Raw genomic sequence first — 23789 nt, forward strand, 5'->3', positions numbered from 1 at the left:
TCCTTTAGGGTGTAAAATTTTACCCCCTACCTAATAACGCTCAAAATCCTTGTGATCATCCAAGGCTATGCTCGCTCCTGCAGGAGAAGTCTGCTTGCCACCGCCTGAATATCCCTGCTTCGCTTTCTTTATATGAGACAAGGCCAAAGGAGCTTTCGCTAATCTCTGGCCCCCCGAACCGGAGACAATTGCCTGATGCCTTTGCCCTCCTGCCTCATCCAACTTGAAAAAGGCGATTGTTTCCAACATCTGAGATGCTTGCGCGGTCAATTCTTCGCTGGTGGAGGCCATTTCCTCGGCCGCCGCACTGTTGGACTGAATAACCGAATCAAACTGCTCGATGGCCTTGGAATTCTCCTCGATTCCTCTGGCCTGCTCGTTGCTGGCCGCATCGATCTCCTGCACCAGCTCGGCGGTTCTCTGGATCTGGGGAAGTATTTCGTTGATCAGCCTACCGGCATTCATGGCAGTGGCCACGCTGGCGGTGGCTACGCCCTTGATCTCTTGGGCCGACACCTGGCTCCGCTCTGCAAGCTTGCGCACCTCGGCAGCCACCACAGCAAAGCCCTTGCCGTGCTCCCCGGCCCGAGCCGCCTCAATGGCGGCGTTCAAGGCCAGCAGGTTGGTCTGGCGTGCAATCTCTTCGATGAGTTCGATTTTTTCCGCGATATGCTGCATGGCTTCCACGGTTTCCGCCACCGCCTTGCCACCGGCTCCGGCATCGGTCGCGGTCTTGGTGGCAATGGCTGAGGTTTGCCGGGCATTGTCAGCGGTTTGGGCCACGGTACTGGCAAGTTCTTCCATGGACGAGGAGATCTCTTCCACGGAAGCGGCCTGCTCGCTGGCCCCCTGGGAAACCTGCTTAGCGTTGACGGTGATGCGAGCAAGGGCATCGACCATTGTCTTCATAGCGGCCATGACGCTGCTGGTATCGCCGGTGGCAAGGGTAAGGTTGCTGGAAAAATCGCCGATCGCCACCATATTGGCGACGTCACGGACATCCTTGGGATCGGCGCCAAGCTGGCGCAGAATCGAACGGGTGAGGAATAGAGCAATGCCGATACTCAACAGAAGCGCACCCCCGCCCAGGCCGAACATGAGATTACGGGAGGTGTGGAAAACATTGGTACCCTCCTCGTAACGAGCGGCATTACGATCCAGATTGTGCGCTATCAGGTTGTCAAAATACCCCTGCACGGCGCGTTCCGCCGGGCCGCCCTCCTTGGTGCGTATCTGCTCTGCCTCGGCATCCTTGCCGGTGGTGGCAAGCTCGATGATCTTGTCATTCAGGCCCCGCAAGGTCTTATTGGCTTCCTTAATCTTGACTATCAGTTCATGGCCCTTGGTATCGTTGGCACTGGTCAGCTCCTCCATCTTTTTCAGGCTCTTTTCATACCCTTCACGAAACTTGGCGATCCGCCCCTGGTACTCCTTTTGTTTTTCCGGACTGGAGGTCAGGATAATGTTACGGACATTGATGGCGATATTGGCGATTTCCTTGTCCGCGCTGCTGAGTTCCGTTATCCGCACCGAATTGACTTCAACAAGCACCCTCATCTCGCCCATAATCTTGGCCATCCCGGTGGCGCCGATCCAGATCAGGACCGCCATGATCACCACCAACACCGAGAAGCCAAAGCTCAATCGCTTGCTAAGATTCATGTCTTGTAACATTTTCCACTCTCCTGTCCCTATGGTTTCCTGCTTTGCAAATTTGTCCCCGTGACGACAAAGCGACAATGGATTCCCCCCCGGATCATATTGTGCTCAGATGGAAACATATTTCCCTTAATAACGCTCGAAGTCTCCCTCGTTGCCCTCAGGCAAGGTAAGCTTTACCCCCGTCCGCGTTTGCTGTGCCCCGCCCTTCTTCGCATGTGTGCCGGACTGCGGCAAAGGACGGCGTTCTTGCACCTGCGGTTTGCTTTGTGCTCTTACTCTCTCAGTCTTGAAAAAAGCGATGGCTTCCTGCATCTGCGCTGCCTGGGCAGTCAGTTCCTCGCTTGTGGAAGCCATCTCCTCGGCCGCGGCACTGTTGGACTGGATCACCTGATCAAACTGCTGGATGGCGCGGGCATTTTCATCAATGCCACGGGCCTGTTCGTTGCTGGCCGCATCGATCTCATGCACCAATTCGGCGGTTTTCTGGATCTGGGGCAGGATATCGTTGATCAAATTGCCCGCATTGGTGGCGGTTTCCACGCTAATCGAAGCCACCCCCTTGATCTCTTGGGCCGACACCTGGCTGCGTTCGGCAAGCTTGCGCACCTCGGCGGCGACCACGGCGAAGCCCTTGCCGTGCTCGCCGGCCCTGGCCGCCTCGATTGCGGCGTTCAAAGCGAGAAGATTCGTCTGCCGGGCAATCTCTTCAATCAACTCAATCTTTTCGGCAATATGCCGCATGGCAGAAACGGTTTCCGCCACCGCCTTTCCGCCCTCAACGGCATCAGCGGCCGTCCTGTTGGAAATAGCCGCGGTCTGTCGGGCATGATCGGCAGTCTGGGCCACAGTGCTGGCCAATTCCTCCATGGAAGCGGAAATCTCCTCCACCGAAGCGGCCTGCTCGCTGGCTCCCTGAGAGACCTGCTCCGAGCTGGAACTCAACTCCTGACTGCCGGAGGCGACCTGATCGGCCGCTGCCCGCACATCGCTGATAACCTGCCGCAATTTTTGTATCATCGCGGCCAGTGACCTGCCCAGGGCGTCTTTGTCGGAAAGGAGTTTGACATCAACCATGAGGTTCCCGTTAGCTATCATTTCCGCGTTGGCTGCGGTCAGCTTCAGGTTCTCGACCATCTTGGCAAGAGATTTCCCCAGAACGTCTTTGTCGGACAGCACGGTCACCTTGACATCAAGATCACCCAAGGCAATTTGCTCGGCCATCTGCGCGGTCTTCTGGAGGTTTGCCACCATGTTTTTCATGGCCACCAACATCTGCGAAACCTCATCTTGCCTATCCACCTTTATATCTACGGTCAGATCGCCCTCGGCAATCCGATCAAAAGTGACGACGGCGCCATTAATGGGGAGAAACGCTTTGCGAATAAAGAAAAAGAGAGCTGCAAGGATGATGGCCGCAATCATGAGATTGATGCCCAGATTCGCGATTAATTTTTTTTGCAAATCGTCCACAATATCCTGCACGTCGTCCATGACCAGAATAGAGCCGATTTCCTGTCCCTGATAATCCGTCAACTGCAACGGGTAGGTAATAAAGAGCTTCCCGTTGATCTTATATTCATCTTTACCGGCCATATAGGTGCCGATGATGCTCTTGGCAAGCTCAGAGGAAGTTACATAAAAAACCAGATTGTCGGCGAGGACATCGGTCTCCTTCTTCTCTGGACGTTGTGCTTTTTTAAATACCTCGGGGCGGATGCCTATGCCATATTCTATGCCAAATGTTTCTTTGAGATTGTTCAGTAAGCCACTGATTGAGCCGCCGAATTCAACCGTACCGACATAGTTGTTTTCATAGGAAACAGGAAAGACCACACGTAAGCCAGGGCCACCGACACCGACTTCGAGGCCGACAACGTTTTTTTTGCTCTGATTGGCCTCGACAACCGTACTGCGAAAAGCGGAAAGATCATCCCCGAATTTTTCGGGCTTGTGCAGCCTTAAAAAACTGGTGGCCGGGGGGGTGTGGAATTGGAACTGGGCAATATCGTATTCCTTCTTGAGCTTTTCATTATATTTCGCCAAATCCTGAACCAAGGCTTCTCTATTGCCTTCGGCAAACAAACGGACGACCTCTTTGTTCATCGTCAAGGTTTCCATGGCCAGAGAAAGATTCTGGAGTTGCTGCGCAAGAGAATTATTAAAGGTAGCCCTTACCCTGGCTGCCCGGGTCTTTTTTGCCGAAGCCAAGGTCTTGTCGAAATCGACATACTGCTTGCCCATATTAAACAGAGTCATCAGCAAAATTCCGCTCAGGACGAGAACTAAGATTTTCGCTTTTATGCTGATATTTTTAAACATGCAGCCCTCCAGGAATAGCTTTGGGAAATTCTTCGCGCAAAGATCTTTGCTTATAGAACCAGCTCATTTGTCCCCACACCCCAACAACCATTTAACTCAGAGAAATCACAGAACAAATCAGTGTTCCAGCATATACTTCTCATCGCAGATCTCATCATCCTGCTCCGGCAAAACATTCTCCCCTTCATTGTGTAATTTGAAAAATGAGATTGAGTCCTGAAGATGTGAAGCCTGAGCGGCCAACTCCTCGCTGGTCGAGGCCATTTCCTCGGCAGCCGCGCTGTTGGCCTGGATTACCTGATCAAACTGTTGGATGGCGCGGGCGTTCTCATCGATGCCCCGAGCCTGTTCGTTGCTGGCCGCATCGATTTCATGAACCAGTTCCGCGGTTTTCTGGATCTGCGGCACGATCTCATTGATCAGCCTGCCCGCATTCCCGGCGGTTTCCACACTGGCATTGGCAACCCCCTTGATCTCTTGGGCCGAAGCCTGACTCCGTTCGGCAAGCTTTCTTACCTCCGCGGAAACAACGGCAAAGCCCTTGCCGTGCTCTCCAGCCCGGGCCGCCTCGATGGCCGCGTTCAAGGCCAGCAGGTTGGTCTGGCGGGCGATCTCTTCAATAAATCCAATTTTTTCCGCAATATGCTGCATGGCAGAAACGGTCTCCAACACTACTTTCCCGCCCTCAACCGCATCGGCAGAGGCTTTGGTGGCGATAGCCGCGGTCTGGCGGGCATGATCGGCGGTCTGGGCCACGGTGCTGGCCAACTCTTCCATGGAGGCGGAAATCTGTTCCACCGCTGCAGCCTGTCGGCTGGTCCCCTGCGAAACCTGCTGCGCGCTGCTGCTCAGTTCCTGACTGCCGGAGACAACCTGATCGGCCGCACTCTGCACCTCCCCGATAATCTGGCGGAGCTTTTGAAATAAAGCGGACAGCGACTTACCAAACATATCATTCTCAGAAAGGAGCTCCACCTTTGAACCAAGATCTCCTTTTTCGATTTGCTCTGCCTTGACCCGTAAATTTTCCACCATCTTGGCCAAGGATTTACCCATAAGATCTTTCTCGGAAAGAATATTCACCTGCACATCCAAATTGCCCAAGGCGATCTGCCCGGCCATTGCCGCCGTTGCCCTGAGATTTTGCACCATACTGCTCATGGCCACACACATCTGGCCAATTTCATCCCCGCTGGTACTGACGATTTGCACATCAAGATCTCCCTTGGCGACCCGCCGCACATTGGCGACCGCCTGCTTTAGGGGCTTGATCATGCGACGAACGGCGTAATAAACGATAGCGCCAATAAGCAGAACCACTACGGCGGCGAATCCGACGATGCTCATGCCAATGCGCAACAGAGAATCCTTTTGCCTCTGCTGAGCCGCTGCGATCACCTGATTGCCGTGGGCAACAGTCTTCTCGATGTTTTTCTCAACCGCCGCGTAATCCAGACCGATGACCACGGAGCCAACCTTTTGCTCTCCGGCCACAATTTCTTTTTCCAAGATATTTTTGGCAGAAAAAGCTTCAGGCCTGACACTTGAGGTGGTGATAGGCTTCCCGTCCTTGTCATGGAAGACGATGAAGGCAACATCCGGATCATTGGCCGCGCTCTGGACGATTTTCTCGAGAAAGGCGTACTCATAGTTGAGGATAAGATCCTGGCCAACCCTGGCCAGCATGTCGGCAAAGGATTTCCCTTTCAGAACAAGATTCTGCCGCAACAATTCTTCTTGTTCTTTCTGCTGCTCTTTCAGGGTGTTGACAAAGGCATCCCCCTGAACAGTCAAAGCGTTATGCACCGAAGCATTGATCGCCACGGTCATGCCGAGCATGAGCAGCAGTACCACTGCGACAATGGCAAGATTTAATTTTGCCGCGATTCCCATATTCCCAAATCTTGCTTTCAACATGCGCCACTCCTAGTCCGTCCTGCACCATCGAATATAACTTCCTACAACTACCGACATTAAATAATTATACGCATGGGAAAGAAATCAGGTCAAAGGATAAAAAGCAGAGCACTCGCTCGGTCGCCTTGAATCAAAAAAACAAAAAACATCACTATAAGCGATCTCAACTCAAGAGCGCTTATAGAACAACCAGAGACGTTTGGGACGACAATGCGAGACCGAATCAGAACCGTACAAAAAAATGCCCTCACGAGGAGGGCATCTCGAATAACACTTCAAAACAACAGAAGAGATCAATAACGCTCGAAATCGCCATCATTGCCGCCGATTGGCAGGGAGAGTTTCACCCCTTTCCCCTTGGGGGCTGCTATTTTTGCCCCAGCCGGACTAGCAGTAACCGACATGGGCCGCCCCTGCGGACGGGGACTGCCTTCACCATCCACCTTGAAAAAACTAATGCTCTCCTGCAACTGAGCCGCCTGTGCCGTAAGTTGCTCGCTGGTGGAGGCCATCTCTTCGGCAGCCGCGCTATTGGCCTGGATCACTTGGTCAAACTGCTGGATGGCGCGGGCATTTTCGTCAATGCCCCTGGCCTGCTCGTTACTGGCTGCGTCTATTTCATGGACCAGCTCCGCCGTTTTCTGGATCTGCGGCACGATCTCATTGATGAGCCTTCCGGCACCGGAAGCCGTTGCCACACTGGCACTGGCAACCCCCTTGATCTCTTGGGCGGAATGCTGACTGCGTTCGGCAAGCTTCCGTACCTCGGCGGCGACTACGGCAAAACCCTTGCCGTGTTCTCCGGCCCGGGCCGCTTCGATGGCGGCGTTCAAGGCCAGCAGGTTGGTTTGCCGAGCGATCTCCTCAATCAACTCGATCTTTTCGGCAATATGTTGCATCGCCACCACGGTTTCCTCCACCGCCTTGCCGCCCTCCACGGCATCGGCTGCAGCCTTGGTGGAAATGGCTGCGGTCTGCCGAGCGTGATCAGCGGTTTGGGATACGGTACTGGCCAGTTCTTCCATGGCGGAAGAGATCTCCTCCACCGCAGCCGCCTGTTCACTCGCTCCCTGGGAAACCTGCTGAGAACTTCCACTCAATTCCTGACTGCCCGCTGCAACCTGATCCGCAGCCATTCGCACATCATGGATGATAGCCTTAACCTTTTCAACCATGGCGGACAGAGCCAGACCAAAGGCATCCTTGTCGGAATGCACTCGGATCTTCACGGTCAAATCGCCGCCGGCAATTTTCTCGATATCGTCCGCCATGTGCCTGAGGTTATCGATCATTTTAACCAGGGCCTTGCCCAGCACGTCTTTTTCTCCAGGAGTAAAATCAAGGGAAAGATCCCCGAGGGCAATCTCCTCCGCAAACCTGACCTTGGCCCGCAGACTTTGCAGCATCTTCTGATGGGCCTGGCCCAAGACATCCTTATCCGATAACAGCTCCACCTCGAAATTGAGATTGCCGAGAGCAACCTCTTCTGCCTCTTTGGCTGTATTCCTCAGGCTCTCCACCATTTTGGCCAGTGCCTTGCCCAACTCGTCCTTCTCGGAAAGGGTCTGGACCTTAACCTCCAGATCACCCAGGGCGATCTGCCCGGCCACCCGGGCTGTGGCCTTAAAGTTTTCCACCACCTTAGCCATGGCGCCTAGCATGGCACCCACCTCATCCTTCCGATCCACCTGAATCTGCAGTTCCGTATCACCAAGGGCAAGACGCTCATTCACCTCCAACGCCCTAGCCAGAGGAACGGTTATATTTCTGCTGACCAGCAGGGCGAGCAGGATTGCAATACAGGCGCCACCGCCGATCACAGACGCCAGCATGATCACCGCCACATTATAGGTCCGGACAGCATCCGCCTGTGCCTTCTCGATATAGGTACCATTGAGGTCCTGCAGTTTGTCGATGATGCCCCGCATCTCCTCGAACCGAGCTTTTGCCTGCCCCAAGGTCAGATCCAAGGCAAGGTTTCGCCCCTCGCGGGTATCCTCCACCCTGCCGTTGACAACCTGACGGGAAATAGTCTGCCAAACGGCAAAAGACTTATCAAATTGAGCCAGCAGCTCCTTTTCCTTGGGCGTCTGGGCAAGCGCCTTGTACTTACCCATCCGTTGGACGACCTGGCCGAGATTTTCCTCATACTCCTTAACCAGCTGCTTAAAAACATCCGTTTCGGTACTGGCAAAAATCATTGACCGTTCGGCCACGAGAAGCTGCTGCAGATCCCGGTCAGCCGAAAGCAGATAATTATTGGCGGGCATCCTCTTTTCAGAGATATCAAGGAGATTTTTATCGAGTTGGCTCAGGCCAACATAGCCTCCTCCACCGATAACGGCCATGAACAGGATCATTACGGTAAAACAAAGAGTAAGCTTGGACGCGACCTTCATATCAGACAAGCGGATCATTACAGAAACCTCGCAAAATGTTGATTAGCAGTGGGGGCACCATACTCGGCCGACCAGTTATTTCAGCTTGTCCATGTCAATACCGATGGTCATGGCACCGATCACTGCTGCGCCATCCTTGACAGGCACGGATACCTGAACAGTATAGGCCTGGGTGCTGTCATCGAACTTAACGTCGCCAACATGCACCGCCCCCTTGCCCCCTTTGTAGGATTCAGTGAACTTCGGCTCGTCACCCTGCCAATAGTCGGATGTTTTATCGCTCATGCAGACATTGGCGCCAAGGTTATCCATGACAAAAAGCTCCGCATAATAAGGCGCCGATTTCCGAATCTCCTTAAGCCGTTTGCCGCAAGGATTGTCCATCAGAGCCTTCATGTAGTCTACGACCCCAGGAGTAGCCATCCATTTGACATCCTTCTCCTTAATTTGGGCAAGGGTCTTACCCTTGGCATTTTCCGCCTTCACCGCCTGAACAATTGCCGGATCCGAGCCCAATTTCACCAACTCTGTGTTGGCCAGATCAATAACCTTCTGCGGAGCTTTTTCCGCGGCAAAAACGCTTCCGGCAGTCAACATCACAGCAATCCCGAACACACTTGCAACGATTATTTTTTTCATGACATCTTCCTCTTTTTCAATAAGGGTTAGAAAGAAAAAACGTTTCACCAACGGCAGCAAGCCCCCCTGCAACCAAACAGCCTTGCCTACGATTCACAATCCGCCAAAACAAGACAACGGATAGCGATCCATAAAACAACGAAGACATCTGCTAATTTTCTACAAAAACATCAGAGAACAACAATGATGGAATTGACTATTCGTTAGTATAGGCTGGGAGAAAAAAGAAAGTCAAAAAAAAAAGAGGGGCAACACCATAGAGTGCACCCCTCCCTTGCAACCAACCTTTATTTTGAAAAACAAAAAAACCTAATACCGCTCAAAATCCCCTTCCCCGCCAGCAGGCAGGGAGAGCTTGACACCTTTACCTTGCAAAGAGGTCTTTTTCGCTCGCGGGGCCGGCAAAGGCAGAGATCTCCCCGGCTGACGCACCTTGACCTCGGTATCCACCTTGAAAAAAGCAATGGTTTCCTGCAGATGGGCGGCCTGTGCGGTCAACTCCTCGCTGGTGGAGGCCATCTCCTCAGCGGCCGCGCTATTGGATTGAATCACCTGGTCAAACTGCTGAATGGCCCGGGCGTTCTCATCAATGCCCCGAGCCTGCTCGTTACTGGCGGCATCGATCTCATGGACCAGCTCCGCGGTTTTCTGGATCTGCGGCACGATCTCGTTGATAAGCTTGCCGGCATTGGAAGCGGTTTCCACACTGGCACTTGCAACCCCCTTGATCTCCTGGGCGGAATACTGACTTCTCTCCGCAAGTTTCCTCACCTCGGCGGCAACCACCGCAAAGCCCTTGCCATGTTCCCCGGCCCGGGCCGCCTCAATGGCGGCATTCAGTGCCAGCAGGTTGGTCTGCCGTGCAATCTCCTCAATCAGCTCGATCTTATTAGCAATGAGCTGCATGGCTGCCACGGTTTCCACCACTGCCTTGCCTCCATCCACGGCATCGGCAGCGGCCTTATTGGAAAGCGACGCCGTCTGCCGGGCATGGTCCGCAGTCTGCGCCACGGTACTGGCTAACTCTTCCATGGAAGAAGAAATCTCCTCCACCGAGGCCGCCTGTTCGCTGGCCCCCTGTGAGACCTGCTGGGAACTGCTGCTCAATTCTTGACTGCCAGAGGCAACCTGATCCGCGGCGCCGCGTACATCGGTGATAATCTCTTTGAGTTTTTCAACCATGTCCTGCAAGGCCTGAATCAAATCATCCTGGGCGCCGCGCTTTTTCAGTTTTACCAGCAGATTCCCCTCTGCTATCTCGCGAGCCGCGCCGGTGATCTCGTTCAAGGCGTCGATCAATGCGCCCACGGCCGAGCCTATGCCGTCAAAAATCTGTTTCACCGGCGCGGTATCGGAATCAGCAGGCTCGGTATCAATTGCCAGCGAGATATCGCCTTCGGCGATCTTTTTGAGACTTTCGACCAGCTTCTGTGTTTCGATGGATTGATAATTCGCAATTTTTTCCGCCACCCGCGCAGCTTTCTTAACCGCGGTCTGATCAGTCACCACCTCAAAGGCGCCAATGATTTTACCTTCTTCATCACGAAGAGGCGTGGCACTGTAAGTAATATCAAGATCCAAGTTTCCTGGATGGGCATCTGTTTCAGAAGTAGCATCCTGGGCACTCCTCATCGCCTGGCCGCAAGCACAACGCTCGGTCTTGCAATCCGAGGTTTTGAAGTGATCAAAACATTTGGTCCCGACCAACTGGGCCTGAGTCTTGGCGCCGACCTTAGCGCCCAGTTCGTTCATGTACTGGACATTAAAATCATTATCGATGATCATGGCCGGAGTTGGCATACTGTCCAGCAGTCCCACCAACCTGGACATGGTATTGTTGATTCCTTCGACGATCTTTTTAAAATCGCCCTGGTGTTGGGCCGCATCGGCGCGGATGCTGAGCTTGCCTTCCATTGCCGCCCGGGAAACCACGGCAACCTCCTTGGACACAGAATTAATCGCCGCCACCATTTTTGCCATGGCGCCCTGAAGGACACCAAACTCATCGGTGGCAGTGGTATCGATCCGAACCCCGGTGTTCCCGGCCGCGATTTGCTGGGCAACACCAATCAGCGTCCCGAGTGCCGAAGCGATCCTCCCGGAAAAAAGCCAAGCAAGAATCAAAGTGAAGAGGATAACCCCAAGCGAAAGCCCCCCCCCGATCATATTATTCATCTGGATCGCATCCATGGCTCCCTGCATGGCCGCGACGGATTCAGCCTCCATCTTCCTCTCGATTTCGCTGATGCGGCTATGAATTTCATCGGCGTAGGCATCTACCTCGGCCATGGACTTGTTTCCGAGTTCCGGCCCCCCTTTGATATACTGCCCTGCCATCCAGACATTTTTTTCATAAAATTTACTGAAAGAGTGGTCCACCTCCTCCAATTGTTTTTTCTCGCCGGGATATAGCTCCATCAATTCCTGAATATGCTTATGAAAAAGATTGGCCGAATGTTCAGCCTTTTTGAGACCGTCATTTAATCCGTCAAGCCCCCGAGTCGCCGAAATGTCGGTAATCCACAAGGCCACATCCGACAAGTCGTACTTAAGGTTCATGGTTAACTCATTTCCGGCATAGCCCACATCTCGGGCATAGGTCACGGAGCGAACCACTCTGGCCTGAAGAAAAATATTCAGGACCAACTGGAACAACAGCAAAACACAGACCCCGCCAAAGGCGAACAGCATTTTATTTCTAATGTTTTTTTTCATTTTCCATCCATAACACTCTAATCTTGATGTGAGACAGCCGCGCCAGTCATCCCTTTAGTCGGCCGCCGTTAATTTGCGATTCAATGCGAGGACTTGATTTTTTCTTAGACCATAGAAGCAACCGCCCATTGAACGAAGGAGCCGCCCCTTTCTCTGCTTTGCGAAAGCGAAGCCCATATCAGGCCTCGTCTGGACGAACATATCCGTATAAGTACAAAGACCTATGCCTCATGCTATGGTAATTTAAGCGGGAAAGTCAAACACAAAAGATGCAGCAAAAAGATAGGAAAATTATACGAGGGGAGAATACCGCGCGGCAAGAGCACGGGCGCGGTGCCCTTCTTCAGAGCGGCCATGCTTGAGGCAACCATTTCCGTATAGCACGGCCTTGCGGACCAGCTCTTCACTCGCCAGGCGAAATTGCGCCGAGGTGAGAGGGCTGGAAGAAAGAAGCTTTTCGATGGCCCGGAGACGAAAACGGTCCATACCGGTTCGAAACTGCATCGAAACCTGATCTTGCCTGCCGCCATGTTTGACGGTCAGGGGCGCTTCAACCAAAAGAAAAGAGTGGCCGACACTGGCCCTGAGCCACAGTTCGTAATCCTCGCAGCAGGGAAAGCTTTCATCCAACAGGCCGATTCGCTCGAACAATTCCCGCCTGACCATGACTGTGGACATGCCCACCACACACAGCTCCAGACTGCGGGCAAAGATATCGCCGCCCTCCTTGGCGTGCCGCTTTTTCTGATTGCGATGCTGGCCGTTGCAAAACCAGGTTTCCTGGGTATGGGAGATGAGCAGATCCGGCTGCGCCTCCATGGCCGCGGCCTGGAGAAAGAGCTTGTTGCGGGTGAACTGGTCGTCGGAATCGAGAAAGGCGAGCAGGGAATGACGAGCCGCCCTGATCCCGGCGTTTCTGGCCGCAGCCGGACCCCGGTTTTCCTGACGCAGAGTTACAAGAGCCTTGCCGTAAGAAGCGAGCAAGGCCTGGGTTGCGTCGGTGGAGCCATCGTCCACCACAATGAGTTCAAAATTACTATAGGTTTGAGCAAGGACCGAATCAATGGCCCGGGATAGAAAGCCGGCCCGATTATGGGTGGGGATGATGACGGAGACTGGGGTGCTTGGAGAGGCCATTAATCAATATACAACAATTCCCCGGAATGTTCGACGATCTCCCCCCCGCTCTCCAAATGACGAAGAACGATCCCTCCATCCGGGGCAAGGCCCAGCACCTCCGCCTGATACTGGGGCTGCCGCTGCACATCAAAGCCAAACCAGACCTTGCGCCCCACGCTGTCGCTCAGTTCACGCCAACCAGCAAGGAGCAGGCTATCGGGGAGTTGCGCCCCGGACCCGTCGTCCGCAGCCAGACGTTGCGCCTCGTCATGGCAGAGCAGCCCGAAAGACCAGGAAAACTTGGCCAACAGCCGGGCGGCAAAAGAAGTCAGCTCGGTGTCGCAACCAAGAATCTCCTTCATGGAAACGGCCGTTGCCCCCAACTCGGCGGGAAAGGGCAGGTTGTTGACGTTAAGCCCCACCCCGATCAGCACATATTCTTCGGCAAAGGTGGAGCTGGTAAAGGATTCGCACAGCACCCCGCAAATCTTTCGCCCGGACACATGCACATCATTGACCCACTTGACCCGCGCATCAATGCCATAACTCCGGATCGCCTCGCAACAGGCCATGCCGGCGGCAAGGGGGTAGAGACGCATGCTTTCAGGCAGGAGGGTGTTGGCCATGACCAGAGTCAGCCAGAGCCCCCCGGGCGGAGCATACCAGGACCGCTGAAACCGGCCCCGGCTCCCGGTGAGTTCATCGGCGAGAAAGGCCATGCCGCTGGGACAGGAGTGGCCGCGGGTTTCATCCTCGTTGATCCGCTGCCGGGCAAGAGGCATCAGCCGATCGGCCTGGGGCAGATGCAGAATGGTGCTGCCCACCGGGGCACCATACCGGTACACGGCCTGGACGAGCTCGGCGGGATAGTGACCCAAGCGGGAAGGAATCTCCACGTCGGAGATAAGCTGGCGGATGGTTTGAAAGGAAAGAGGCGCAACCATAATATCTAGTTAGCTGACATAAAAAACAGGCTTAAGCATCTCCGAAAGAGTAACCTTTCAGCAGCGCCGCTTCGCTGCTGCCGCAGATGCGCGGAAGAGGCCTGCGAAGTGTGCTATTGCACACGAGCAGGCCGATGACAAGGCAGATGTGGTGCTGCTGGACGGTTACTCCCATTCAGCCTTGACGCGGGTGATGATCTTCTGGATCATGGGCAATTTCTCTTGGGAACAAATGCCCAGCAACGGCTCGCCCTGGGAGACACTGACCCCGGGCTGAAAATAAACGGAATGGATAATCCCCGGCTCCCCAGCATAATAGACCGGGGTGTCGCGTTTCATCAGGGACATGGTGAGGATCTCGTCGCCGGGCTTAATGGAAACCCCCCGCTGGCCGTGCTTGTCTATCTTGGCCTGCAGCTCGAGGGAAAAGAAATACTTGGCCCGCTCAGGAGCGTTAAAAGGCTCCAAGACCTGACGGAGGATATTCTCTATGATTTCACGTTTTTTTAACGGATGGCGGATGGTGAGAATCTTCTCGCCCGCTTCGACAAACTGCCCTTCCAAGTCATCGCGGATAAAAGAAACCACCCCGTTGCTCGAAGAAAAAATCTTTTTCTGATTCCCCTCCCGCGTCATTTCATAGAGAAGGGTCCCCCGGATATGGTGCCACTCTCCGGACGGTCCCTCCACCGCGGCATCTTGCCGTACCCGGAATCGAACCTGACCGGTATGGATGGTACACACGTCCATATAGTCAAAAGGATCGGAACGATACTTGCCAATTATTGCGTCGAAATCTATTTCGTGAGTCATCGCAAACCGTTATGAAACTGTTTGATTGAACATCTCTCAGCTGCCGGCCGGAGCCTGCAGCTGAGAGTGCATCACCTGTAGTACAGATTACCGCCGCCCATGGTCAGCAGGGACTTATGCAGGTTACGCCGGAACTCCCGACGATCCCAGATACCTTGGATATGGCCACGCTGCAAAGCGTTGCGGGCGTTATGGTAATCGGGCGGAATGTCCTCACCTGTGGTATCGCGGATAACCCGAGGCCCGGCAAACCCAACCCGGCTTGAGCGGATGGCAAACTGATACGGTGAACAGCCGAGAAAACTCGCCACCGGACCGGCGTAGGAATTGTTATCGTACACCACAATATACAAGCCACCGGAGTCGATGTATTCCCGCACCGCCATGGTACACTTGGGCATTTGCACCACACCCAGAGTTCCCTCGTGGATGCGGATGCCGCCGGTGGTGTGCACATAGGAAAGCAGGGGCCGCCGCTTCAGCTTGGCCGATTCACAGGCGCGCACGAATTTTTCGCCTTCGGCGGCGCCTACGGTCCCGTTTCGAAAATCGCTGTAGAGCATGGCCACCACCAGATCAACGCCCATGACCCTGGCGTCGAAGGTGATAATACCACTTTTCCGCCCTGTTTTGGCAATGGCGGCCTGCAATCGCTTTTCAAAACCCGGATACACCAAGGGATTGCCCGCGCAGACCCCGGAATTGAACTCCCGAATGGAATCCGGATCAAAGAGATGCTTGAGATACCACTGATATTCCAAGGGGAAATGGTGCCCGCAATTTTCGCAAACTCCGCCGAATTCGCCGTAGAGGTCGGGGACCCAGAGATCCTTGCACCCTTGTTTTTCGGTATTGGGACAGGTCACCGTCCGATCCTCATTGGCCAGCGGACTGGTATAGACATCTCCGAATTCGATGGGATCTTCACCGCTACCGCTGGCTGCGGCCGGAGGTTTGCCCGGACGTACGCCTGGTTTTCGTGCAATAAAATCATAGGCCGCGGTGATCGGTGAGGAAACCTGCTTGAGCAACACAGATCCTTCTCCGGACACATCCTGGAACACCTTTTTCACCTGCTTCTGCTGACTCTTCAGCAGATCATAGCGGAAGCTGTAGTACAGCTTGGCGATACTTTTTTTCGCCTTCTGGCAGAAGGCGGAACAGGCCGAGCCCTCTTCGGAATAAGCCTTACAGGACATGGCCCGGTATTTCTTCGAGCGGTAGCTGAGCAGCCGCTTGACTTCATCCTCGTTGAGATCCCAGGAAATCTCGATATGGGGTTCTTCAACAACCTGATCCCCCGCCTTCTTCATCGTCAATTCATAGGCACGAAAAGCCCTGAGGCTCTTGGTTTTCAAAACCACCTCGTCGGTGGCCCGGATGATCTCGCTCTTGAGCTGTCGGAAAAAGCCGAAATCGTCCCGTTTTGCCCCCAGGGGCGGCTCGTAGACAATCCGGTCGATGGTTCCGAGCTTGAGGTTTTCCGCCGCGGTAATGTGCAGATTTTCGGCACAGGCCTCCACCAGTTCCTTGGGCATCTTCTCGCCCTCGCGGATCTTGCCTTCGATGGCTGCCGCACCTTCCGGGGAGATAACCGAGTAGTAGCCATGGGAAAACATCAGCCGAACATCGGCCATGCCCACCGCCTCGGCCCCGCCGGAACCGCCTTCCGAGGTAACGGAAATCATCGGCACCCGCAGCTTGGCCATGGCGTAGAGATTCCGCGCAATCTGCTGGCCGGCGCCGGGATAATCCTCCACCGGAAAAGAGCCGGGGGTGAAGATATAAAAATGGATGGGGATGCCTTCGGTCTCGGCCACCCGCATGTAGCGGAGGGCCTTTTCGTTGCCCCAGGGCTTGGAACAACCGCCGTTACGGTATTCCTCGCCATGCCCCTTCTCGTGGCCGATGACCATGACCTGCTGCATGACCGACTTGTTTTTCACCCGCCGCATGATACTCGCCCGGGCCGCGACCATGGAGGGATCGATGCTGACCTCCTCGGCGCCGCCAAGTTCGGTGTAATCCTCATAGACATTCTCAAGGATGTCTTTCAGGGAAAAGCGGTGCGGGTTCCGGACAATGCGCACCCGATCCATGGAGGTCAGGGTCTCTTCGCAGCGGGCTTCCAGAAAGCAGAGAGACTCCTCTAACAGTCCGATCTCCTTGGACAACTCCTCTTCCGTGTAGTCATAGAACCTGTCCCGCAGAGTGACAAATTTTTCACGCAGGCCGGAGAGATTCCCCCACTCAACACCATCCTTGATCTGACTCAGGTAGTTGGTGCGTTCTTCCGTCTTAAGCAGCCGCTTTCGTAAATCTTCCATAAAGTAATTACCTGCGCCGTTTAAACTGCTGGCTCATCAAAAGGTGAGCAATCGGGCTATGTTTTCTTGAAGATAGGGAAGGTTGGTCATGATCTGGCCACCGGCGGCATTGCTGCCTTCGATGGCCACCTCCGCCAGAAATTTCCGCCCCCTTTCCTTTGCCTCCTCCATGGTATCGCCCCAGACCAGGGCCAAGGCCAGGTTGGGATCATACTCGCTGGGGATCGCATAGGAGCGGTCGGTGGGCACATGGCTGTATACTGCAGACCAATCGTACTTCGGATAGGAAAATCGGGAGATTGTCCCGATCCAGGGGGCGAACCCACGGGCGGTGTCTTCCGCGACGATCCGGAACTCGATACTCGCACCGCGGGAGGCGATATCCTTCTGGCTATAGCCCATCTTGTCGCCGAGGGCCAGTCTGATCTGCTCGCGGATGAGATTGGGATGTTTGTTGTTGATATAGCTCACCCGGGCGGAGACATCGTTTTCCACCTGGATTCGGGTGTTGACTTCAAGGAGATAGGGCTGGCCGTCCCGGGTGACGATCCACTCCCAGGTGCCGACATTATCGTAGCGAACATGGGCGGCAAGCTTGAGCGAGTATTCAACGACCTTGTCCAACACCTCTTGGCCGTCAAAATCGTAGTTGAAGCAGGAGTTGTCGAATCCGGGCGCGGCCTCAAGCCGCTTCTGGCGACCGGTGCTCTGGATGGTACAGTTCCGGGTGCCGAAATGCACCCGCTCACCGTGCCGGCTGCAGACCAGCTGCACCTCAAGATGGTTGAAGTCGCGGATCCGCTGTTCGATGAGCACCCCGCCATCGCCGAACTGCCGTTTGGCATAGTTCTGAACCTGACGGTAGATGCGGCGGAACTGCTCGATCTGGTAGACCTCTTCGATGCCCATACCGCCGCCGCCGGCTGCGGCCTTGACCAGGATGGAGGGATTCTTGATCTTCTCGCCGTCCTGGGTTTCCAGGAGATGGAGGGCAATGTCCTCGGCCTCCATCTCATTATAGATGGGCCCGTCGGTCCCGGGAATGGTAGGGATTCCCAAACGGTTGGCAACCCGCTTGGTATTGATCTTGTCGCCAAGATCCTTGACCACCTCCCATTTCGGACCGATGAAGGTCAGGGGCCGGTTGCGGATCGTGACCCGCCGGGCAAAACGGAAGTCCTCGGAGAAAAAGCCGTAACCGGGATGGATGGCGGTGCAATTGGTGTGATCCGCCACGGAAAGAATATCGTTGGGATCGGTATAGGCGGATACCCGCCAGGCCCGGCGGATATTGCTCTGGCTGTCCAGGTTGCGGCGCACATGTTCGGACTCCTCGTCCGCCGCGGTATAGATCACGGTATAATCAAGGCCCAGATCCTTACAGGCCTCCATGATCCGCAGGGCAATCTCGCCCCGATTTGCAATCAAAACCTTGTCTTTCAAGCGAACCCTCGATATCGGTTGCGGGGCAGGCTGCACCGGTCACCATATCCCCATAAAACAAAAAGGAAATAAAAGAGAACGATCATTCCGCCGTTTCCGTTGTTTCCATTTTTCTAGTTCTTACTAATTTTCAGGGCAAATGAAAAGGATGAATTCCGATGATCTCATAACAAGGAAAGGCACCGGCAAGGCCAATGGGCCTTGTTGCGACTGCCTCAATTCTCCTCTGGAGAAAAAGCCCTCCATCTCGTGAAGCGCAATCTGTTGAAACAGCATGGTGTTCTATGGTATAGTGAACCTGTTTTTGAATTCTGCACCATGGAAGGCATACATTCCATGGTCAAAGTGTGGCTCTTATACCGATTTTAAAGCTAAACGTCAATTTTTTTTCTTGACACCCCTGGCCATTTCCTTTAGCCAGAGCGTGTTACCGCTGATTATACGAACATTTTCTCCCGGACGAACCCGCCGGACTCACCGACAACGATGCGCCTGCTCCGTTGTCATACCCCCCAGAGGATTCTTACCCCCACATGGACACATCCGCCCCGGACTCCGGCGACTCACCGTTCAAGCGCATCCTCAATTTCTTTGGCATCAACCGCGCACCCGACACCACAGAAGACATTGAACATGAAATACAGGAACTTCTCGATGACGGGGAAGAACAGGGACTGATCACCCGAGAAGAAGGGGAGATGATCTCCAGTATCCTTGAGTTTCGGGATACCTTGGTCCGCGAGATCATGACCCCGAGAAGCGACATGGTCAGCGCCGAGGCTCAGGTCTCGGCCGCCGACCTCATCCAACTGATCACCGATGAGGGGTATACGAGAATCCCCATCTACCAGGATTCTCCGGACAACATCATCGGCATCCTCCATGCCAAGGATCTGCTGCCCTTCTGCCTCAACGCTGCCAAGATGCCGGCGGCCTCGGAACTGGTCAAACCGGCTTTTTTCGTGCTCGACACCCGCAAGATCGTCAACCTGCTCAAGGATTTCCAGAGCCAAAAAGGCCATCTCGCCGTGGTTACCGATGAATTCGGCAGCGTCCGCGGCCTGGTGACCCTGGAAGACGTGCTGGAAGAAATCGTCGGCGAGATCCGCGACGAATACGATAAGGCGGAAAAACGCTGGAAGGTGGTGAACGAACACATGCTGCTCACCGATGCCAAGGTCAATCTCGAAGAAGTGGAGGACTTTTTTGGCATTACCCTGCCGGAGGGCCCTTACGAATCGGTGGGCGGATTGATCATCCACCAGCTTGACCGGGTGCCGCCGGTGGGAGCCACCATGCTCATCAACTCCCTGGTTTTTGAAGTAGTCTCCGCCGACCGGCGGCGCATCCACACCGTAAAAATCCAGAACAAACTCGACTGATGGTTTCCTTGCTCCCACGCTCCGAAAGCCAGGGCCATTTGGGCAAGGGTGCCCTGCTGGCGTTGCTCTCCAGCGCTCTGTTATTTTTGGCCTCGCCGGGACCCTTTGCCCTTCCCCAGCTCGCCTGGCTAGCACTGGCTCCCCTTTTCTGGGCCCTTGACAGCCAAACGCCGCGCCGCGCCGCCCTGCTCGGCCTTATCTGCGGCCTGGCGTATTACCTGCCCCTTCTTTATTGGATCGTCATTGTCCTGGCCACCTATGGTCAGGTGCCTCTGCCCATCGCGGTGCTGGCCCTGATCTTTCTTGCCCTGTATATGAGCTGCTATCTGGCCGCATTCGCCTTTTTCTGTGCCAAGACAGAAGCACGCGTCCCGTTACTGTTTTTCGCCCCGGCATGCTGGGTAGCGCTCGACCTGATCCGCGCCCGGTTGTTCACCGGCTTCCCCTGGATGGACCTGGCCTATACCCAGTACAATCTTACCCCGGTTATCCAGGTGGCCGACCTTGCCGGCCATTATGGCCTCACCTTTCTCCTGGTCCTGGCAAACGTGCTGCTTGCTACCCTTGCCAAGTCCTTCCTCCGCCGCAAAATGAGCTGTCATCCGGCGTTTATCGCTGTTGCTGCGGTCCTGTTAGTGATGGCCTCGGGGTACAGCTTCTGGCGGATGCAGTCCCTGCCGACCATCCTGGCCCAGGCGGAACAGATGGAGGTGGCGGCGATCCAAGGCAATATCCCCCAGGATCAAAAATGGCAGCCAGACTTTCAGCGCGAAACCATTGATACCTACCTCCGCTTGAGCCAGGAGGTTTTTTCCACCAGAAAACCGCAACTGATCGTCTGGCCGGAAACAGCCCTGCCATTTTATCCGTATGAGCACCCGCTTTTTCTCCGGCTGCACAGCGAACTCACCCGGCCATATCAAACGTATCTGCTCACCGGAGCGCCCCACCGGGAAAAGGTCTCGGCCGCAGGTCCGCTCACCTATGCCAACAGCGCCTTCCTGCTTTCCCCGGACGGACGGGTCGCCGGCCGCTACGACAAACAGCATCTTGTCCCCTTTGGCGAATATATCCCCTTCCGCCGCATCTTGAGTTTTGCCTCGCCGCTGGTGGAAACCCTGGGCGCCTTTTCCCCCGGTATTTCGAACACACCATTATCTTGCCAGAATAGCCGGATCGGGGTATTGATCTGCTTTGAAGGCATATTCCCGGAGATTTCCCGCCAACAGGCGGCGGCCGGTGCGAATCTATTGGTCACTATCACCAACGATGCCTGGTTCGGCCGGTCGAGCGCCCCATGGCAGCATTTGGCCATGGGGGTATTCCGGGCGGTGGAGACACGAAAAACCCTGGTACGCGCAGCCAACACCGGCATCAGCGCCTTCATCGACCCCATGGGCCGGATAGAGGGCGCTTCGCCCCTCTTTAGCGAATATGCCCGCAGCCAGCCGGTCGCCCTGCTGAGCGGGCAAACCTCCTATGTCCGCTGGGGATATCTTTTCCCGTGGGCATGTCTCTTCCTTGCCATCATCGGTCTTTGGCGGAGCAGGAAACACGGTTGAAGATTCAAGGATAACGGGGCAATCCCCCCCCTTTTCCTCGGATCTTGAGCCTCATAACACCAACATTCAGCGTCAGGAGAACACACCATGTCTGCGGAACTCAAACAAAAGATCCAGAACCTCAAGGGGCGCCTCATCTCCCTGAAGGAGCATCTTTGAGGTAGATCACAAGAGAGAACGATTGCAGGAACTGGAACAGCTCACGCTTGCCCCGGCTTTCTGGGACAACCAGGAAAACGCCCAGAAGGTACAGCGGGAACAAGGCGGTATCCAGAATATTGTTGAAGAATGGGACGCCTCCCAGGCAGAGCTGGAAGAAGCGGAACTCCTGCTCGAAATGGGCATGGCCGAAGGCGACGAGGAGACCCTCACCGAGGTTGGTCAGGCTCTGGATGCGCTCATTGAGCGGGTCGAGACCGTGGAGCTTGAGTGCATGTTCACCGGCGAGCACGATGCGAGCAACGCCATGATCACCATCCACGCAGGCGCAGGCGGCACCGAGGCCCAGGACTGGGTGAGCATCCTCCTGCGCATGTATCTGCGTTGGGCCGAGGCCAAGAAATTCCCCACCGAGATCCTCGACCTGCTGCCCGGCGATGAGGCCGGGGTCAAGGGCGTGACCATCATGGTCACCGGCCATAACGCCTATGGCTTGCTCCGCTCGGAGATGGGCATCCACCGGCTGGTGCGGATCTCCCCCTTTGACGCCAGCGGGAGGCGGCACACCTCCTTTGCCTCGGTCTTCATTTTTCCGGAACTGGACGACAGCATCCAGGTGGACATCAACGACAAGGATCTGCGCATCGACACCTACCGGGCCAGCGGCGCAGGCGGCCAGCACGTCAACAAGACCAGCTCGGCCATCCGTATCACCCATCTGCCCACCGGCATCGTGGTCCAGTGCCAGAACGAACGCAGCCAGCACCGCAACAAGGACACGGCCATGAAGATGCTCAAGGCCAGATTGTACGAAAAGGAACGTGAGGCGCAAAAGGAACAGCACCAGGATATCGCCGGCGAGAAAAAGGAGATCGCCTGGGGCAGCCAGATCCGCTCCTATGTGATGCAGCCCTACCGGTTGATCAAGGACCACCGCACCAATTTTGAGGTGGGCAACGTGGACAGCACCTTGGACGGCAACCTTGATCCGTTCATCAAGGCCTATCTCTTGTGGCAACGATAGGAAGCGGCTTGAAAAAAACGGGATATACGCCATGACGGATTCCCCCGGCCAGTGCGCAAAATGCGGCGCCTGCACCGTGGTCTGCCCGGTCTTTCAGGCCGGCAGGCGGGAATCGCTCTCGGCCCGCGGCAGGCTGCATCTCCTGGAACGGCTGGATCCGGCCCAAGCCTCCACCGCCTACGCGGAGATTCTCTCGCAATGCCTGCTCTGCGGGGCCTGTCGCTCGGTGTGCGCAAGGGCGCTTGATCCTCCCGCCCGTTTTATTGGAGCCCGAGAACGGTTGGAGAAAACAGCCGGGCAACAGCTGCTGCTCAGGACCATCACCCGCAAGGCCCTGAGCAGCCCAACTCTGCTGGCGGCAATCGCCAGCCTGGGCCGCCCTCTGCTTGACCGGTTACCCGCCGACAGCGGCCTGCGGTTACGCCTCGGCCTGCCGCAAGTGAGGGCACATCTCCCCGCTGTTTTGCCAGAATCCCCAAGGGAAACAACCACCCCGCCGACTCTGGCCTTTTTCCCCGGTTGTTACGCCACCCATCTGCACAGAGAAATTATCGAAGCAACGGAACGGCTCGCCGCAATCTTCAGCACCAATCGGCCGATCGCGCCAAAGCAGCAATGCTGTTGCGGACTTGCCGCGGAAAGCGGTGGAGAGATCACTGCGGCCAAGCGGCTTGCCAAGCAAAATATCCTTGCCTTTAGCGGCAACACCCTGCCCATCCTGACCTCCTGCGCCTCCTGCTACAGCCAACTGCGCCGCTATCCGCAGCTTTTTGCGGATGAGCCCGAATGGCAGGCAAGGTCCCGGGCCTTTGCCGGGCGGCTCCTTGAATTTTCAACCTTTGTCGCGCAGGGAATAACGGGTGATCCGACTTTCCGCTTTGCCGAGCCGGGCAAATCCCGCACCGTGGTCTATCACGATCCCTGCCATCTGAGGTTTCAGCCCGAATTCACCGCTCCGCCCCGGGAAATCCTCCGGTCCATCCCCGGCCTACGCCTGGCCGAACTCGCCAACGGCCCGCAATGCTGCGGCCAGGGCGGCCTGTTTCATCTGGCCCAGCCGGAACTGGCGGCGACAATCAGGGACCGTCTGCTCAATCAGCTGGCCCTGGCCCAGCCGGACTTGGTGACCACCACCTGCTCCGGCTGCCTCACCCAGATCCAGCAGGGGTTGGGGCAAGATCCGACACGACCCGAGGTTCGACACCTGGCCATTCTCCTGGCAGAGCTTCTCTAAAGAGAGATTGCGGCTAAAAATTTCTTCTCCTGCCCCTGCTGATCCTTGCGTAATTTTTCCGCGCATTATAATGTAGTTCCCTGACAGGCTTTCCATTTCAGCCAAAGTATACAGACGGGTGGTTCGGCTGC

15 protein-coding genes are annotated in these 23789 nt (G+C 55.4%); 4 read left to right on the forward strand and 11 right to left on the reverse strand.

Annotation, left to right across the window (positions count from 1 at the left end):
• Nucleotides 1-30 precede the first annotated feature (30 nt).
• From OLX77_RS00125 to OLX77_RS00175, 11 genes are all read right to left on the reverse strand, one after another.
• Nucleotides 31-1674 (reverse strand): methyl-accepting chemotaxis protein, encoded by a 1644-nt coding sequence (locus OLX77_RS00125; RefSeq protein ID WP_307631544.1) that lies wholly within the window; start codon nucleotides 1672-1674, stop codon nucleotides 31-33.
• Between the two features lie 114 nt (nucleotides 1675-1788).
• Complete coding sequence (locus tag OLX77_RS00130; protein ID WP_307631545.1) at nucleotides 1789-3918, reverse strand: methyl-accepting chemotaxis protein; 2130 nt, start codon at nucleotides 3916-3918, stop codon at nucleotides 1789-1791.
• A gap of 180 nt (nucleotides 3919-4098) precedes the next feature.
• Nucleotides 4099-5898, reverse strand: a complete 1800-nt coding sequence (locus OLX77_RS00135; RefSeq protein WP_307631546.1) for a methyl-accepting chemotaxis protein — start codon at nucleotides 5896-5898, stop codon at nucleotides 4099-4101.
• 293 nt (nucleotides 5899-6191) lie between these two features.
• Entirely contained in the window at nucleotides 6192-8315 is a 2124-nt protein-coding gene (locus tag OLX77_RS00140) for a HAMP domain-containing methyl-accepting chemotaxis protein (protein ID WP_307631547.1), read from the reverse strand.
• A 57-nt stretch (nucleotides 8316-8372) separates the two neighbouring features.
• Nucleotides 8373-8936 (reverse strand): PDC sensor domain-containing protein, encoded by a 564-nt coding sequence (locus OLX77_RS00145; RefSeq protein ID WP_307631548.1) that lies wholly within the window; start codon nucleotides 8934-8936, stop codon nucleotides 8373-8375.
• A gap of 309 nt (nucleotides 8937-9245) precedes the next feature.
• The gene (locus OLX77_RS00150) at nucleotides 9246-11651 is read right to left on the reverse strand and encodes a methyl-accepting chemotaxis protein (RefSeq protein ID WP_307631549.1); all 2406 of its coding nucleotides are present in this window, start codon (nucleotides 11649-11651) and stop codon (nucleotides 9246-9248) included.
• A gap of 291 nt (nucleotides 11652-11942) precedes the next feature.
• Nucleotides 11943-12788 (reverse strand): glycosyltransferase family 2 protein, encoded by an 846-nt coding sequence (locus tag OLX77_RS00155; protein WP_307631550.1) that lies wholly within the window; start codon nucleotides 12786-12788, stop codon nucleotides 11943-11945.
• Complete coding sequence (locus tag OLX77_RS00160) at nucleotides 12788-13714, reverse strand: biotin--[acetyl-CoA-carboxylase] ligase (RefSeq protein ID WP_307631551.1); 927 nt, start codon at nucleotides 13712-13714, stop codon at nucleotides 12788-12790. Before OLX77_RS00160 ends, OLX77_RS00155 begins: the two co-directional genes overlap by 1 nt.
• 165 nt (nucleotides 13715-13879) lie before the next feature.
• Nucleotides 13880-14527: a hypothetical protein gene (locus OLX77_RS00165; protein WP_307631552.1), complete on the reverse strand. Its 648-nt coding sequence runs from the start codon at nucleotides 14525-14527 to the stop codon at nucleotides 13880-13882.
• A gap of 71 nt (nucleotides 14528-14598) precedes the next feature.
• On the reverse strand, nucleotides 14599-16854 hold the full coding sequence (locus OLX77_RS00170) for an acetyl-CoA carboxylase carboxyl transferase subunit alpha/beta (protein WP_307631553.1): 2256 nt from the start codon (nucleotides 16852-16854) through the stop codon (nucleotides 14599-14601).
• A 36-nt stretch (nucleotides 16855-16890) separates the two neighbouring features.
• Nucleotides 16891-18297 (reverse strand): biotin carboxylase N-terminal domain-containing protein, encoded by a 1407-nt coding sequence (locus OLX77_RS00175; RefSeq protein WP_371877447.1) that lies wholly within the window; start codon nucleotides 18295-18297, stop codon nucleotides 16891-16893.
• 533 nt (nucleotides 18298-18830) lie between these two features.
• Between OLX77_RS00175 and OLX77_RS00180 the strand changes: the two genes are divergently transcribed.
• The 4 genes from OLX77_RS00180 to OLX77_RS00195 all read left to right on the forward strand — a co-directional run bounded on the left by OLX77_RS00180 (nucleotide 18831) and on the right by OLX77_RS00195 (nucleotide 23658).
• Nucleotides 18831-19679 carry a hemolysin family protein gene (locus OLX77_RS00180; RefSeq protein WP_307631555.1) on the forward strand — a complete coding sequence of 283 codons (849 nt, stop codon included), beginning with the start codon at nucleotides 18831-18833 and terminating at the stop codon, nucleotides 19677-19679.
• A complete protein-coding gene (lnt, locus tag OLX77_RS00185; RefSeq protein ID WP_307631556.1) occupies nucleotides 19679-21241 on the forward strand; it encodes an apolipoprotein N-acyltransferase in 1563 nt (520 codons plus the stop codon). Before OLX77_RS00180 ends, lnt begins: the two co-directional genes overlap by 1 nt.
• A gap of 87 nt (nucleotides 21242-21328) precedes the next feature.
• A protein-coding gene (gene prfB, locus OLX77_RS00190; RefSeq protein WP_371877448.1) for a peptide chain release factor 2 occupies nucleotides 21329-22424 on the forward strand; the annotation gives its coding sequence in 2 pieces (ribosomal slippage) (nucleotides 21329-21397 and nucleotides 21399-22424; 1095 coding nt in all).
• 31 nt (nucleotides 22425-22455) lie between these two features.
• The gene (locus OLX77_RS00195) at nucleotides 22456-23658 is read left to right on the forward strand and encodes a (Fe-S)-binding protein (RefSeq protein WP_307631558.1); all 1203 of its coding nucleotides are present in this window, start codon (nucleotides 22456-22458) and stop codon (nucleotides 23656-23658) included.
• The last annotated feature ends 131 nt before the right edge of the window (nucleotides 23659-23789 follow it).

The organism is Thiovibrio frasassiensis (genome assembly GCF_029607905.1).
Classification (GTDB): Bacteria; Desulfobacterota; Desulfobulbia; order Desulfobulbales; family Desulfurivibrionaceae; genus Thiovibrio; species Thiovibrio frasassiensis.